Origin of the sequence: Paenibacillus glucanolyticus (genome assembly GCF_037333485.1) — a bacterium.
In the GTDB taxonomy this organism is placed as follows: Bacteria; Bacillota; Bacilli; order Paenibacillales; family Paenibacillaceae; genus Paenibacillus_AQ; species Paenibacillus_AQ glucanolyticus.
Window position 1 is genome coordinate 2441202 of the sequence record NZ_CP147845.1, and the last position, 14787, is coordinate 2455988.

At 48.5% G+C, this 14787-nt stretch carries 17 protein-coding genes; all 17 read left to right on the top strand.

What is annotated here, in order from left to right:
* Positions 1–30 precede the first annotated feature (30 nt).
* The 17 genes from WDY75_RS11785 (at position 31) to proS (ending at position 14590) form a co-directional block, all read left to right on the top strand.
* A complete protein-coding gene (locus tag WDY75_RS11785; RefSeq protein ID WP_152826462.1) occupies positions 31–624 on the top strand; it encodes a chemotaxis protein CheC in 594 nt (197 codons plus the stop codon).
* A complete protein-coding gene (locus tag WDY75_RS11790; RefSeq protein WP_006211305.1) occupies positions 617–1114 on the top strand; it encodes a chemotaxis protein CheD in 498 nt (165 codons plus the stop codon). Before WDY75_RS11785 ends, WDY75_RS11790 begins: the two co-directional genes overlap by 8 nt.
* Positions 1115–1116: 2 nt before the next feature.
* Positions 1117–1527: a hypothetical protein gene (locus tag WDY75_RS11795; RefSeq protein ID WP_063480022.1), complete on the top strand. Its 411-nt coding sequence runs from the start codon at positions 1117–1119 to the stop codon at positions 1525–1527.
* A 15-nt stretch (positions 1528–1542) separates the two neighbouring features.
* Positions 1543–2331, top strand: coding sequence for a FliA/WhiG family RNA polymerase sigma factor (locus WDY75_RS11800; RefSeq protein ID WP_006211303.1), 789 nt, complete (start codon positions 1543–1545; stop codon positions 2329–2331).
* Positions 2332–2361: 30 nt separating this feature from the next.
* Positions 2362–3771: a DUF342 domain-containing protein gene (locus tag WDY75_RS11805; protein WP_006211302.1), complete on the top strand. Its 1410-nt coding sequence runs from the start codon at positions 2362–2364 to the stop codon at positions 3769–3771.
* A 57-nt stretch (positions 3772–3828) separates the two neighbouring features.
* The gene (locus WDY75_RS11810) at positions 3829–4137 is read left to right on the top strand and encodes a hypothetical protein (protein WP_006211301.1); all 309 of its coding nucleotides are present in this window, start codon (positions 3829–3831) and stop codon (positions 4135–4137) included.
* A 25-nt stretch (positions 4138–4162) separates the two neighbouring features.
* On the top strand, positions 4163–4699 hold the full coding sequence (locus tag WDY75_RS11815) for a hypothetical protein (RefSeq protein ID WP_040680748.1): 537 nt from the start codon (positions 4163–4165) through the stop codon (positions 4697–4699).
* Positions 4696–5295, top strand: coding sequence for an endolytic transglycosylase MltG (locus WDY75_RS11820; RefSeq protein ID WP_063480021.1), 600 nt, complete (start codon positions 4696–4698; stop codon positions 5293–5295). Before WDY75_RS11815 ends, WDY75_RS11820 begins: the two co-directional genes overlap by 4 nt.
* A 237-nt stretch (positions 5296–5532) precedes the next feature.
* Complete coding sequence (gene rpsB / locus WDY75_RS11825) at positions 5533–6231, top strand: 30S ribosomal protein S2 (RefSeq protein ID WP_036642081.1); 699 nt, start codon at positions 5533–5535, stop codon at positions 6229–6231.
* A gap of 234 nt (positions 6232–6465) precedes the next feature.
* Positions 6466–7116, top strand: a complete 651-nt coding sequence (gene tsf / locus WDY75_RS11830) for a translation elongation factor Ts (RefSeq protein ID WP_006211298.1) — start codon at positions 6466–6468, stop codon at positions 7114–7116.
* Between the two features lie 297 nt (positions 7117–7413).
* Positions 7414–8142, top strand: coding sequence for a UMP kinase (gene pyrH, locus WDY75_RS11835; protein WP_006211297.1), 729 nt, complete (start codon positions 7414–7416; stop codon positions 8140–8142).
* Positions 8142–8696, top strand: a complete 555-nt coding sequence (frr, locus tag WDY75_RS11840) for a ribosome recycling factor (RefSeq protein WP_006211296.1) — start codon at positions 8142–8144, stop codon at positions 8694–8696. The genes pyrH and frr overlap by 1 nt, the downstream gene beginning before the upstream one ends.
* A 73-nt stretch (positions 8697–8769) precedes the next feature.
* Positions 8770–9537 (top strand): isoprenyl transferase, encoded by a 768-nt coding sequence (locus tag WDY75_RS11845; RefSeq protein WP_036642083.1) that lies wholly within the window; start codon positions 8770–8772, stop codon positions 9535–9537.
* A 20-nt stretch (positions 9538–9557) separates the two neighbouring features.
* The gene (locus WDY75_RS11850; protein WP_036642084.1) at positions 9558–10358 is read left to right on the top strand and encodes a phosphatidate cytidylyltransferase; all 801 of its coding nucleotides are present in this window, start codon (positions 9558–9560) and stop codon (positions 10356–10358) included.
* A gap of 17 nt (positions 10359–10375) precedes the next feature.
* Complete coding sequence (locus tag WDY75_RS11855) at positions 10376–11515, top strand: 1-deoxy-D-xylulose-5-phosphate reductoisomerase (RefSeq protein ID WP_006211294.1); 1140 nt, start codon at positions 10376–10378, stop codon at positions 11513–11515.
* A gap of 138 nt (positions 11516–11653) precedes the next feature.
* On the top strand, positions 11654–12922 hold the full coding sequence (gene rseP, locus WDY75_RS11860) for an RIP metalloprotease RseP (RefSeq protein ID WP_370511098.1): 1269 nt from the start codon (positions 11654–11656) through the stop codon (positions 12920–12922).
* A 210-nt stretch (positions 12923–13132) separates the two neighbouring features.
* Positions 13133–14590, top strand: a complete 1458-nt coding sequence (gene proS, locus WDY75_RS11865) for a proline--tRNA ligase (RefSeq protein WP_006211292.1) — start codon at positions 13133–13135, stop codon at positions 14588–14590.
* Positions 14591–14787 lie beyond the last annotated feature (197 nt).

Here is a 14787-nt window from a genome sequence, read left to right on the forward strand (position 1 = left end):
GAGCTGTTTAAGCATAGCAAGGAAATTAAAATGGATGTTCTGAAGGAAGTCGGAAACATCGGAGCGGGCAATGCGGCAACTGCCCTCTCCCGCTTGCTTAACAAACCTATTGATATGGCAGTTCCCCAAGTTCAGCTGCTGCCGTTTGAACAGATCGCGGAAAGTGTAGGCGGTAGTGAACAACTTGTTCTTGCCGTATTCTTGCGGGTGGAGGGAAGCGCGCCGGGAAATCTCTTTTTTATCATGAGTCCGGAAGCGGGGAAGAACCTGCTGCAGAATCTGGCAGGCATCGAAGTGTCGGAGGAGGAACAATTCTCTGAGATGGAGCAGTCTGCGCTGTGCGAGATCGGAAATATTTTGTCGGGGTCGTATTTATCCTCGCTGGCCGATTTCACCAATCTGTCCATGACGCCTACCGTTCCTGCGTTAGCGATGGACATGGCGGGTGCGATCTTAAGTTATGGATTGATACAGTTTGGTGAGATGGGAGACGATGCCCTCTTAATCAACACGACGTTTCTAGAAGGGCAGAACGAGGTGGAAGGTCAATTCTTCCTGATTCCCGATCCACAATCATTTGCTCAAATATTCGAAGCTTTAGGAGTGCCTTTAGAGCATGATTGAAGAACAAAGCATAGTGAAAGTAGCGATGGCGGATCTGAACGTAGCAGGTCCAAACGGTATTTTGCGTACAACCGGTCTGGGGTCATGTGTCGGACTTACGTTGTATGATCCGGTGACGAAGATCGGTGGCATGGCGCATGTGATGCTCCCCTCTTCAGCGATTGCCAGAGAAGGGCAGCTAAACCTGGCGAAGTACGCGGATACGGCTCTTCCTATTCTGCTGAACAAGATGAGGAATTTGGGAGCTTCGCCAGCACGCATGGTAGCCAAAATGGCCGGCGGAGCCCAGATGTTTGCTTTTGCCGGTTCCGGTGATACCATGCGCATCGGACCTCGCAATGTGGAGTCGTGCAAAGCAGGCCTGGAGCAGATGGGCATTACGCTGATCGCGGAGGATACCGGAGGAAATTATGGAAGAACCGTTGAATTGGACTGTGCAACGGGTAAATTTACAATACGCAGTGTACAAAAGGGCATAAAGGAATTGTAGCCATGATGGGAAAACTCGGTTTTTATATAATGACTGGAATTGCCGGTTTTGTGTTTACTTTTATTTTTACCATACGTAACAATCTGTGGATGACCAGCATGTATCGGGCTCTCCTTGCATTTGCGATCTGGTTTCTTCTGGCGTTCGCGCTGAAATGGATACTTGCTGCCATCATTGCACCGAGAGCTGATAAAAATGGATCTGGGAACTCAAAGGCGCAGAGCGAGCAGGAGAGAGGAACCGTTCTTGATTTATCCACACCTGATGAGGATCGGGAATTGATGGATCTTATTCATTCCGAATCCGGCAGCAAAGAGAACGGTGACTTTGTTCCGCTGAATCCTCCCAAGCTGGTTTCAACGAAAGATCCTGAAGAACTGGCCAAGGCCGTTCGTCACCTTACGGATAAATAAGGAGGGTGAAGGCAATTGGACGAACGAAAAGCTTCTGTGCTGAACCATATGGAATTATGGAGCGCATGGAAGGAAGACGGAGACCATGAAGCGAAGAAGAAACTTATCGAATATCATCTGCACATCGTTGATTATGTTTCAAGCCGTTTAGCCATCGGTCTTCCGAAGAACGTTTCCAAGGGAGATTTGGCCAGCAATGGGGTAATGGGTTTGATTGACGCCATTGAGAAGTTTGATTATAAACGAGGCTTGCAATTCGAAACCTATGCCTCCTGGCGTGTGCGAGGTGCTATTCTGGATTCGCTGCGCCAAGGGGACTGGGTGCCGCGTTCGGTTCGTGAGAAGGCGAAGAGAATTGAAACTGCATATCAGCAGTTGGAACAGAAGTATTTACGCAGCGTCAGTGACTCTGAGATGAGTGATTACCTTGACGTGACCGAGAAGGAGTTCCGGCACATGCTGCAGGAAGTGGCGGTCATGACACTGACATCTTTGGAGGATCCGATCCGCGAGGAGGAGTCTGAGACCCGAATGTCGCTCCTGGTTGATGAGAAAGCGAAGAATCCGGATCACAAGGTCCATGAATTTTATCTGCGAGAAGCCCTGATGAAGGGAATCGGTAAATTGACCCCGAAAGAGCGGACTGTAGTTTCCTTATTATATTATGAGGATTTATCACTCAGTGAAATTGCTGAAGTGATGTCGCTATCACCTTCACGAATATCACAGCTTCATTCCAAGGCGATTTTGAGACTTCGGGGCGCGCTCGATAAAGATCGGGATTTGCTGATGCAAAACGACTGACGCTTGCCATTTATGAAGGGGGTTCCTGGATTGTCTGTAGATTATGCATTGGATCAGTACTTTAGCGTTACGCTATCGGATGACAAAGTCGTCGCCTATATACAGTTCACCAACTGGGAGAAGGATTTCTCCTGCTCTGTAGAAGCTCTTGAACAATTTCTGAGAAGCCACCAGGTACGATACGGACTTCAACATGATACGTTGCGACGAATCGCAGATCATTCGGAGGAATATCAATATAGTAGAACGCCGATTGCAATGGGAACGGAGCCTATGCACGGACAGAACGGCAAAATAGAGTTCACCGTTAATTTGGGGAATCAGACGAATCTGAAGCCGCTGGAGATCGAAGATGGCAAAGTCGATTATAAAGAAGTGATTCGTTTAAATAATGTGAAGAAGGGCCAATTGATTGCAACCCGAATCCCGCCAACGAAAGGAGTTCCTGGCACTGCGGTTACCGGTGAGGAAATTCCGAGTAAACCAGGCAAGGAAGCTCATTTCAAAGTGGGGAAGAACGTTGTGGTCAATGCTGAGAAAAGCGCAATGTATGCGGCGCTGGACGGGCTGCTGACCAAAACGGAAAAGGGAAAAATCAATGTGTTTCCGGTATATGAAATCAATGGCGATGTTGACTACAGTATTGGCAACATTGACTTTGTCGGTACGGTGGTCATTCGCGGGAACGTTCTTACCGGATTCAGAATCAAGGCAGCAGGGGACATTCGTGTTACCGGCTTTGTGGAAGGCGCAGAGCTCGACGCAGAGGGCTCCATCGATATTTCCGGGGGAATAATCGGATATAATAAGGGGTTTGTAAAGGCTGGACAGGATGTCAAGAGCTCGTTTATCCAGGATGGAAATGTTATAGCCGGTGCTAGCGTATTTGTCTCGCAGAGCATTATGCACTCCAATATCCGTGCGGTTCAGAACATCGAGTGCAACGGCATGAAGGGTCTCGTCGTAGGCGGCGTCCTGCAGGCCGGGGAGAAAGTAGTAGCCCGGACGATCGGAAATACCATGTCGACTGCTACCGTCATCGAGGTTGGGGTTCTTCCCGAACTGCGGAATGAACTGGCGGATCTGAGAGCGCAGCTGAAGCTGTCGATTGAGAGTATGGATAAAACGGATAAAGCACTTTATCTACTGAATCAGTTGGCTTCGTCAGGCCAGTTGTCGCCAGACAAACTCGCGCTGCGCATTAAGCTGAATGCTACCAAGAAATCGAATGTGGCCGAACAAGCGGATATTAAAGACCGTATGCTCGAAATCGAGAAGATGCTTGAGGATACTGGCAAAGCGAGAGTTAATGTGGTAAAGACGATCTACGGCGGCGCCAAAATTGTCATCGGGAGGTATACCCGATTTGTTAAGGACCCCACACAGCGGGTTTCTTTTTACTATCATGAAGGAGATATCACCATGGTGCCGTTATTGTAGGGTAGAACAGACATATTAAATGCTTGTGGATATGATCCTGGCTATGAGGTGATTCCATTGAGTTTAAAATCGGTAGAAATGCAAATCGCAGTACCAAGAACCAACGAAGCGGGCAAAATCCATAATGAGTTCCAGCAGCGCCCCATGAACGATCAGACATTGCTTGCCGGGGAACAGATCAAGAACAGCCGCGCGGAAGCACAGCGAAGCACGGAAGTTAGCGAGACAGCGGAGACAGCTGTTCGTGATGACGGGAGCCGTCAGTCTCCAGGACAGCAAGAACGGGGATCATCCGAATCGGGCGAATCTGTGGAGCAGCCGGCGGAGCATCCCTATAAAGGCAGGAATTTTGATGTTTCTCTCTAGATAATTTATTGGCACAAAGGAGTTAATGGATTTGGGACCGTGGATATATATCGTGCTGCTTGGCGTAGCGGCGGTGCTGTATGCTTTTATGCTGCCGAAACGCCGTGAAGAGAGTGTATCCAGCGAGCGGGTTGTAAAAGAAGTGGAGAACACGCTTGAAGGGTACATGGCGGAAATCCAGAACGAGAACGAGCAGCTTGTAGAGCTGGTAAGTCAAATGAAGCAAGAGCTTCGTGCAAAGCAGCAGGAACAGCAAGAGCAGGTGAGTGATTTGCGTCAACGCATGCTTGTAATGGAGCAGAAAATGATTGAATCCGAAACCCGTCTTCGAACGACGGAGGACAAGTTGGTTCATGCCGCTTCCTTGTCTGCAGATCGGGCTGCCGCTTCTTCAGAGGCAGAAGTGTCTCCTCCGGTCGACTCCATCAAATCCAGGTACGCGGAGCTGTTTGATCTGCATGGGCAAGGGAAATCCATCGATATGATTGCCAAGGCGACGGGGCTTCAGCGAGGCGAGGTTCAGCTTATTATTCAATTAGCCAAACAGGAGGAGTCCGCGTGATCAAGAACCGTACATTTATGATGGGCCTTGGCAGCGGTCTTGTTGTCGGCGCGATACTGCTCCAGCTGATGTGGATCGGTCAAGGATCAACCGCATCGGATACAAAGGATTTAACGAAGGAGCAGCTGATGGCTGCTGCGGAAGCTTTGGACATGCAAGTGATTGAACACTCGGAAGAGCTGTTGACCGCGGACCAGTGGGAAGAGAAAAAGCTCAGTGAGCGTTCTTCAGAGACCGAAGGATCGGATAAGGCCAAGGAAATAGGAACGAAGCAGCCGGATATACCGGAACAGCCGGAGAAACCTGAAGCGGATGGCAAAGACCAGAAACCCAAAGAGGTAAACAAGCCGGCGGAGCCGAAGACACCTGTTAAGGCTAATGCCCCCATCAAAGTCAATATTCGAGCTGGAAATAACCTAAGTGATGTGGCAAGTCACCTTTTGAGCGCCGGCGTGATTGACAACAAACAGGCATTCATCAATAAAGCAACGGAGAAAAAAATCAACACATCGATCCAGAGCGGGACCTATTCGTTTACAGCAGGCGAGAGTTACAATTCGATTATTACAAAAATCACAGCAAAACCCTCCAACTAGCATCCTGGTTGAGAGTGGTTTTTTTCTTTATAGGGCCCTGTCCGACCGTTGATCCTCTGAACCTCGTTTAGAACACAAAAGAATTGCAACCTGCCCATGGTTATGTTATAGTAATTGACGGTGTTAAAACACACGCCAGAGTGATTTCGTTGAGGGTGCTTCCAGGATTGGGAGTCTTAATGAAAAATGATCTTGGCGGAGGGACACACAAAAACCAAACTTAGGAGGTGCGTGAAGATGGCAGTAATCTCCATGAAACAGCTTTTGGAAGCTGGCGTTCACTTCGGTCACCAGACTCGTCGCTGGAACCCGAAAATGGATAAATTTATCTTCACTGAAAGAAACGGTATCTACATTATTGACCTGCAAAAAACGGTCAAGAAAGTTGAAGAAGCATTCAACTTCGTGAAAAACGTAGCTGGTGAGAACGGTACAATCCTGTTCGTCGGCACGAAAAAACAAGCTCAAGATTCCGTGAAAGAAGAAGCAGAGCGTTGCGGTATGTACTACATCAACCAACGTTGGCTCGGCGGAACTTTGACCAACTTCGAAACGATCCAAAAGCGTATCAATCGCTTGAAGCAACTCGAAGCTTGGGAAGAAGACGGCACGTTCCAAGTATTGCCTAAGAAAGAAGTCATCCTTCTCCGCAAAGAGAAAGATCGTCTTGAGAAATTCCTGGGCGGTATCAAGAACATGAAGGGTCTTCCAAGCGCATTGTTCGTTATCGATCCTCGTAAAGAGCGCATCGCAGTAGCGGAAGCTCGCAAATTGGGTATCCCAATCGTAGGTATCGTTGATACGAACTGTGATCCGGATGAAATCGACTATGTAATCCCAGGTAACGATGACGCGATTCGCGCGGTTAAATTGTTGACTGGTAAGATGGCTGATGCCGTTGTTGAAGCTCACCAAGGTGAAGAAACAACAGCTTAATCGGGATTAAACGTATAAAGAATGAATTAAATGAAAAGGGTGGTTGGTAGGTGGATAACCTCTCACTGCCCTTTTTTTAAGATGTCAGAGCCAATAACGCTCATCAGTTGCGCTCCTGATTTCGCAAGGAAACGAATACTTAAAGCAGTCTGGCTTCTTGAAGAGCGGGTGTGCAGACATTTTGTCTTCAGGTCAGAAAGCACACTTCATCATACCAATTTGGAGGGAATTCTAATGGCAGTATCAGCTAGTGCGGTAAAAGAACTTCGCGAAAGAACAGGCGCAGGCATGCTGGATTGTAAAAAAGCGCTGGATGAAACAAATGGTGATATCGACAAAGCGATCGCGGTACTTCGTGAGAAAGGCTTGTCAGCAGCAGCTAACAAAGCTGGACGCGTTGCAACTGAAGGCGTTGTAGAATCCTATATTCACGGCGGCGGACGTATTGGCGTTCTCGTTGAAATCAACTGTGAAACCGACTTCGTAGGCAAAACAGATCAATTTAAAGAGTTTGCTCGCGATATCGCAATGCATATTGCTGCTGCAAATCCTAAATTTGTTCGTCGTGAAGAAGTTCCAACGGAAGAGCTTGAGAAAGAAAAAGAAATCTTGAAGAACCAAGCTTTGAACGAAGGCAAGCCTGAGAAAATCGTTGAAAAAATGGTTGAAGGCCGTATCAACAAGTACTATGAAGAGTATTGCTTGCTTGAGCAATCCTTCATCAAGGATCCGGACAAAACGATCAACACGCTGCTTAACGAAAAAATCAGCACGATCGGTGAGAACATCTCCATTCGTCGTTTTGCTCGCTTTGAGCTGGGCGAGGGCCTGGAGAAGAAACAAGACAACTTCGTTGAGGAAGTTATGGCCCAGGTGAATAAATAAGCCGAATAGGCTAATATAAGTATAGAAAAGAGTGGAACACACCTGTGTTCCTTCTTTTTTAAGAGATATAAAAGGCATAAAGAGAGATAAGATTGTTATAAACTCGGAGTGAAGGCTACCCTTATCTCACTAGAAAGAATGGAATCAAGTCTTAATTAGACGACCAGAAGTTTCTACTTGAGACGGATGTTTTTACCCGATTTTTATAAACCGTCAAGCAGTGCCGGTGTGTCTGTCTGTCGTTTTTCAAACGGGCGTCGTATTCTTAGGCGCCGTCTTAAAGTGGAGGGTTATCATTTGGAACAGCCTGTATATAAACGAGTGATATTGAAAGTCAGTGGGGAATCCCTTTCAGGGCAGAATGGATATGGTATTGATGCTGAGACGATCTCATCGATCGCTGAGCAGGTTCGTGAGGTGGTCGAGCTTGGTGTTGAGGTCGCTATCGTATGCGGCGGCGGAAACATCTGGCGTGGTATCGCCGGCAGCGCGAACGGAATTGACCGTGCAACGGCGGATTATATGGGAATGCTCGCCACGGTGATGAACTCTTTGGCTCTTCAGGATGCCCTGGAGCAGATCGATGTGCCGACTCGGGTACAAACCTCTATCTCAATGCAGCAAATTGCCGAGCCATATATCCGCCGCAGAGCCATTCGGCATTTGGAAAAAGGCCGTGTCGTCATTTTTGCGGCAGGAACAGGTAACCCTTACTTCTCCACCGATACGACTGCAGCGCTTCGCGCAGCGGAAATCGAAGCAGAAGTGATTCTCATGGCGAAGAACAAGGTGGACGGAGTGTACTCTGCTGATCCATTTAAGGATGAAACTGCCGAGAAGTACGAGCAGCTGACGTATCTAGACGTATTGAACAAAAACCTTGGGGTAATGGACTCTACAGCTTCATCGTTATGTATGGACAACAACATCCCGCTCATCGTCTTCGCTATCACGGAGCAAGGTAATATCAAGCGCGTCGTTCTGGGCGAGAAGATCGGAACGATCGTTAAAGGGAGTGTAGATTAATGCCGCAATCGGTGAAAAAGAATGCAGAAGAACGCATGGAAAAAGCGATCCTGTCTTTGAAACGTGACCTGGCAACTCTGCGCGCAGGGCGGGCAGCGCCGGCGCTGCTGGACCGGATCACGGTTGAATACTACGGAGCACCAACTCCGCTCAATCAGTTGGCGAACATCAGTACGCCGGATTCCAGAACGCTTATGATTCAGCCCTGGGACAAGTCGTCCTTGGCCGATATCGAGAAAGCGATCATGAAATCGGATATTGGATTGACACCGGCGAACGATGGCAATCAAATTCGTCTCGTCGTTCCTGCTCTGACGGAAGAGCGCAGAACCGAACTGGTAAAAATGACGAAGAAATTCGGCGAAGAAGCGAAAGTGGCCATCCGCAACATTCGCCGCGATGCCAACGATGACATCAAAAAATTGGAGAAAACGGATATTTCCGAGGACGAGTCCCGGAGACATCAGGAAGATATCCAAAAAGCGACGGATAAATTTATCGCAGAAGTCGACAAAGTCCTCGTTGCCAAAGAAAAAGAAATCATGGAAGTATAAGAGACTTGTGGCCCCTCCGGTTTATGGTGGGGTTTGTCTCTTTTTTTGCAGAAAGATGCCTGGAGGAAATGGAATGATCAAACGGGTTCGATCGTGGTTGAATCAGGAGGACAGTCAGCAGACGCATCAGCTCTCTCCGGACAACATCCCTCATCATGTAGCTATCATCATGGATGGTAATGGACGTTGGGCGAAACGGCGCGGTATGCCGCGGATCGTTGGCCATCAGAACGGCATGAAGGCTGTTAAAAGAGCAGCCATTGCTGCAGATGATTTGGGAATTAAAATATTGACGATGTATGCTTTTTCTACAGAAAACTGGACACGTCCGAAGGATGAGGTCGATTTTCTTATGAAGCTTCCGCAAGAGTTCCTGGCTATTGAGCTTGAAGAGCTGATTGAGAAAAATGTTCAGGTCAGAATGATGGGGCATCCGGAAGAACTTCCGTCCCATACCGTGTCCGCGATGGAAGAAGCTGTTGCGAAGACAGCCGGCAATAACGGTCTTGTGCTTAACTTTGCGCTCAATTACGGCAGCCGTAAAGAGATCACGGAAAGTTTTAAAGCGCTTGGACAAGAAATAAGTGACGGAATCCTTCGTCCTGAGGATATTACAGAGGAACTGATTGGCAGGCGGCTCCTCACAGGCGAATTGCCGGATCCGGATTTACTGATCCGTACAAGCGGCGAGCTGCGTCTGAGCAATTTTATGTTATGGCAGCTGGCGTATAGTGAGTTATGGTTTACTGACGCATATTGGCCGGAATTCACCAAGGATCACTTGGTGGAGGCAATAGCCGAATACCAACAAAGAACAAGACGCTACGGTGGACTGTCGTAGCCGATGGAGGATGGAACGTTTTGAAACAGCGATTGATTACCGGAATTATAGCGGGAGCGGTCTTTTTAGGATTATGTTTCATAGGCGGTCTGTGGTACCATCTTCTTATTCTGGCGATGGCACTAATCGGTTATTATGAGTTTCTGCGCATGACCAATACGGCACCGTTCGGAGGAACGGCATGGATAGGGTACGCGGGGGTGCTGTTGTTTGTATTCCCATGGGGTCCGCTTCAGTTGGATTTTCAGATCCCGTGGGAGCATGTTCTGTGGCTCCTGCTGCTCTTGTTTCTGCTGGCGACAGTGTTCACAAAAAATGTGATTGATATTAAGCGGGTCTCATTATTGTTTTTGGCGTCAGCTTATATCGGAATCGGTTTTTCCTTCATTGCCGAATCGCGACATGCTCCTGACGGTCATGGAATATTCTGGACTTTCCTGCTGTTGGCCTCCATCTGGGCAAGTGATGCAGGAGCCTATTTTGTCGGCCGTGCAATGGGTCGCCACAAATTATGGCCTTCCATCAGTCCGAACAAAACCATTGAAGGTGCGGTAGGCGGAGTTGTCATCGCCGTGTTCACTTCTTTGCTTTTTTCATTCTTCTCTGACGGATTCTTGGCAGCTGGACAAGCGATTCTAATCGGGTTGTCCTGCGCCGTAATCGGTCAGCTTGGAGATTTGGTACAATCCGCATATAAACGGGTGTATGGCATCAAGGATTCAGGCAAATTGCTGCCCGGACATGGAGGAATACTGGACCGATGTGACAGTTGGATCGTTGTATTTCCGTTCGTACATATATTGAGTCTCCTGCCTTACTGATGAAAGGAAAGATGTGCATGAAGAAAATCAGCATACTCGGCTCCACCGGTTCCATTGGTACGCAGACCTTGGACGTGGTGAGAATGCATCGGGAAGAATTTCAGGTGGAGGGTCTGGCTGCAGGAAGCAATTCGGATTTGCTGCTTCAGCAGGTTAAGGAATTTGCTCCGCGAAAAGTGTCGGTTGCTTCGAAAGAGCTTGCCGACAAAATCAGACACGAGCTTCCCGCTGGAACAGAAATCTACTACGGCCGTGAAGGGCTGGTAGAGATAGCGGCAGGGACGGACGCGGAGTTGGTCGTTACAGCCGTTGTTGGAAGCATGGGCCTCCCTTCTACGCTTGCAGCGATTGAAGAGGGGAAAACGATCGGACTTGCCAATAAGGAAACCCTCGTGACTGCAGGTCACCTGGTTACTGCTCGTGCGGCGGCCAAAGGGGTAAAACTCCTGCCTATCGACAGTGAGCATTCCGCTATCTTCCAATGCTTGAATGGAGAACGGCAGGAGGATATTGAAAGGATTACCTTGACGGCATCCGGAGGCTCTTTTCGGGATTATACGCGTGAGCAGCTGGTCCATGTCACAGTGGAGGACGCGCTTAAACATCCCAACTGGTCTATGGGGGCGAAAATCACGATAGATTCAGCCACCATGGTGAACAAGGGGTTAGAGGTGATGGAAGCCCATTGGCTTTATCAGATTCCGTATGACAACATTTCCGTTCTTCTTCATCCGGAGAGCATTATCCATTCCTTTGTAGAATTCCGCGATTCCAGCATCATCGCACAGCTTGGCAATCCGGATATGCGGGTACCGATTCAATACGCGCTGACCTATCCGGAACGTTGGTCTTCGCCAGCTCCAAGGCTATCTCTGGCGGAGGCGGGCAAGCTTCACTTCCGGGAAATGGACCTTGAACGTTTTCCTTGTTTAAGGCTTGCTTATGAATGTGGTAAAATGGGTGGGACAGCACCAACGGTATTTAATGCAGCCAATGAAATTGCCGTTGCCCGGTTTCTGCGCAGTGAAATCTCTTTTCTGCGGATCGAAGAGATTATAGAAGAAGTGCTGCATGGTCATGACAACACACCGGAGCCGGCACTGGAGACGATTGAAGAGAGTGATCGGCTAGCACGTGAATTAGCTTCCCGACTATAGGAATTGAAGCTGTTTTTGAAATCTCCCTTGAAAAAAAGCTGACGATTTGTGATTCTCTTGTGGACGATAGGAGAATAATGATAATCTATAGGGACATACTGCGTTCTCAGAGGAAAAGGGGGATGTAAAGAATTGGAAATGGTTCGGGTCGTTTTTTTAACGGTGCTCATGTTTTTTGTTATTGTTACCGTGCACGAATGGGGGCACTATTATTTTGCCCGGCGTGCCGGAATATTGGTTCGGGAGTTCGCGATTGGATTTGGTCCAAAGCTGTTCTCATATAAACGCCATGAAACCCAGTTCACGCTTCGTCTTCTTCCATTCGGGGGATATGCCCGCATGGCGGGAGAAGATCCGGAACTTGTCGAGATTCAGGCTGGTCAGACGATTGCGGTTCGATTGAATGCAGAGAATCAAGTGAAGAAGATTTACCTGGATCAACTCGACAACCGCAAAAATGTCATTCGCGGTGAAGTTCAGTTCATGGATATGGTCGATCGTTTATCGGTAAGGCTTGATGTGGATGGTGAATTCCAGCAATATGAAATCCATCCACAGGCGCTGACGGTTGCCAAAGGTGTTGAGACGCAGATCGCACCAAGAGACCGTCAGTTCGGCAGCAAGACCGTTGGTCAAAGAGCGCTTGCGATATTTGCAGGCCCTGTCATGAACTTCATCCTGGCCTTCATCCTCTTTGCCCTGCACATTCAAATGGCCGGAATTCCGGTGGATAATCCAACTTATGTGCAGATTGGCGAGATCACCAAAGGCATGCCTGCAGACGAAGCCGACCTCAAGGAAGGCGACATCATCGAGAGTATTAACGGAACCGCCATTGGTGCCGATTATCAGAAGATGATCGAATTGATTGCGGCTTCCCAGGACAAGCCGATGGAATGGACGGTACGACGGGGAGAGGAATCCTTCGATCTGACGTTAACCCCTCGCACGATGGAGGGACAGGAAGGCGGTAAGGTCGGGATTGTTCCTGAACTTCCTACTCGATCCGCCGGTCTAGGTGAGACGATTACCGGCTCCGGGACAGCGATGGTAGACACAACCAATATCATCTTCCAAGGATTCAGGCAGTTGATTCAGAAGTTCTCGATGGACGACCTTGGCGGTCCTGTACGAACGTTTGAGGTCACAGGCCAAATTGCAAAACAGGGCATTGAACAGCTGACCTACTGGGCGGCAATATTAAGCTTGTATCTAGGTATATTCAACCTGCTGCCGATTCCGGCACTGGATGGAAGCCGGCTTGTATTCTTAGGCATCGAAGCTTTACGGGGTAAACCTGTTGATCCGAACAGGGAAGGCATGGTTCACTTTGTCGGGTTTGCAATGCTGTTCCTGCTCATGATTGCAGTAACCTATAACGATATACTACGATTGATTAACGGATAGACCCCAGGTACGGCTCGGTGCGCCAGCCGCATCAGAGCCGTACCTTTTCTATTTCGGGGAGAATCCTAGTGCAGGACATATTTTTACAATTAAACAAGGCTGACTTCAATGTCGGCTTGCTCACACATATTGCCAAAATAACGTAAGTCAAGCCCCTGAATCAGGAGCGAAAGACCACGCGTTTTTATTAATGGGAGGAACACGATTTATATGTCTAAGGAATCGAAGGATAAACAATTCGTGACAGAGATCACGCCGCAAGGGGAAGATTTCTCGCGCTGGTATATCGATGTCATCAAAAAAGCCGACTTGATGGATTATTCTCCAGTCAGAGGATGTATCGTTTTCAAACCGGACGGTTATGAAATTTGGGAGCATATTCAAGCAGAGTTGGACCGTCGCTTTAAGGCAACGGGACACCGGAACGCCTACTTCCCTCTTTTTATTCCCGAGAGCTTTTTCCAGAAGGAAAAGGAGCATGTCGAAGGCTTTAACCCTGAGCTGCCTTGGGTAACGGAAGCAGCTGGAGAGAAGCTTGAAGAACGTCTGGCTATCCGTCCGACTTCGGAGACGATGTTTGGGCATATGTACTCCAAATGGATTCAATCCTATCGTGATCTCCCTGTGCTGATTAACCAGTGGGCGAACGTGGTACGCTGGGAAAAACGCACATTGCCGTTCCTGCGTACAAGTGAGTTTTTATGGCAGGAAGGCCACACCGCTCACGAGACGGAAGTGGAAGCCAGAGGGGAAACTATGCAAATGCTCGATATCTACCAGCAGTTTGTGGAGGATTATCTTGCGATTCCGGTCATTAAAGGGCAGAAGACTCCTTCGGAGAAATTTGCAGGAGCTGTTGATACGTTCTCCATCGAAGCGATGATGAAGGACGGACGGGCTGTTCAAGCGGGTACCTCTCACTACATGGGCACCAATTTCTCGCAAGCCTTTGAAATTCAATATTTGAACCGTGAAAATACATTGGAATATGCACATACCACTTCCTGGGGTGTCAGCACACGTCTGATCGGTTCCCTCATTATGGTCCATGGGGATGACCGGGGCTTGGTGCTTCCTCCTAAAGTCGCACCGACTCAAGTGATCATGATCCCGATTGGTCCTCCGAAGACAAGAGAGGCTGTTGTAGGACGTACGGACGAGCTGTTCCGTGAACTGAAGTCTGCCGGTATTCGTGTGCGGGTTGATGACAATCCGGATGTGCGTCCAGGCTGGAAATTTAATGAATATGAAATGCGCGGAGTACCGGTACGTTTGGAGATTGGACCGCGTGACATGGAGAATGGTGTCTGCGTGCTGGTCTCACGCATTACGGGTGAGAAGAAAATAGTAGAGCAGGCAAACCTGACGCAGGAAGTGCAGAACATGCTGGAGCAGGTGCACCAAGAAATGTTTGAGCGTGCGAAGCAGTTCCGTGAAGACCATTTCTATTCGGTAGAGACACTGGATGAAATGAAAGACAGCATGGAAGAGAAACGCGGCTTTACATTGGCAGGTTGGTGCGGATCGGAAGCTTGTGAAGATACGGTGAAACAAGAAACCGGTGCTACAAGCCGAAATATTCCTTTTGAACCGGCTGAGAAGAAAACCAAGTGCCTCGTATGTGGTGAAGCTGCGAAGCATACTGTTTTGTTCGCTAGAGCGTACTAGTATATCGATATTATGAATTCAGCGGGATAGGTTCGGCGAAGGCAGGGCCTCCGTCAAATCCCGGAGTTCATCATCTGGAGTAAGCTTCCGGATGGCAGTATGGCGGACGCTCTCTTTATTGGAGCAGGACGAATGGGTGCTGCCGGCGGAGGCTTTATTCTGTTTTTTTCTGAGAATGTATGCTGGGAGAAGAATTT

What these genes read in the sequence shown, in the direction of transcription:
- proS (WP_006211292.1), top strand. Translation starts at nt 13,133, where the DNA reads ATGTCTAAGGAATCGAAGGATAAACAATTCGTGACAGAGATCACGCCG.
- WDY75_RS11815 (WP_040680748.1), top strand. Translation starts at nt 4,163, where the DNA reads ATGGATTTGGGACCGTGGATATATATCGTGCTGCTTGGCGTAGCGGCG.
- WDY75_RS11845 (WP_036642083.1), top strand. Translation starts at nt 8,770, where the DNA reads ATGATCAAACGGGTTCGATCGTGGTTGAATCAGGAGGACAGTCAGCAG.
- rpsB (WP_036642081.1), top strand. Translation starts at nt 5,533, where the DNA reads ATGGCAGTAATCTCCATGAAACAGCTTTTGGAAGCTGGCGTTCACTTC.
- WDY75_RS11785 (WP_152826462.1), top strand. Translation starts at nt 31, where the DNA reads ATGGATGTTCTGAAGGAAGTCGGAAACATCGGAGCGGGCAATGCGGCA.
- WDY75_RS11855 (WP_006211294.1), top strand. Translation starts at nt 10,376, where the DNA reads ATGAAGAAAATCAGCATACTCGGCTCCACCGGTTCCATTGGTACGCAG.
- frr (WP_006211296.1), top strand. Translation starts at nt 8,142, where the DNA reads ATGCCGCAATCGGTGAAAAAGAATGCAGAAGAACGCATGGAAAAAGCG.
- WDY75_RS11790 (WP_006211305.1), top strand. Translation starts at nt 617, where the DNA reads ATGATTGAAGAACAAAGCATAGTGAAAGTAGCGATGGCGGATCTGAAC.
- rseP (WP_370511098.1), top strand. Translation starts at nt 11,654, where the DNA reads ATGGTTCGGGTCGTTTTTTTAACGGTGCTCATGTTTTTTGTTATTGTT.
- tsf (WP_006211298.1), top strand. Translation starts at nt 6,466, where the DNA reads ATGGCAGTATCAGCTAGTGCGGTAAAAGAACTTCGCGAAAGAACAGGC.
- WDY75_RS11795 (WP_063480022.1), top strand. Translation starts at nt 1,117, where the DNA reads ATGATGGGAAAACTCGGTTTTTATATAATGACTGGAATTGCCGGTTTT.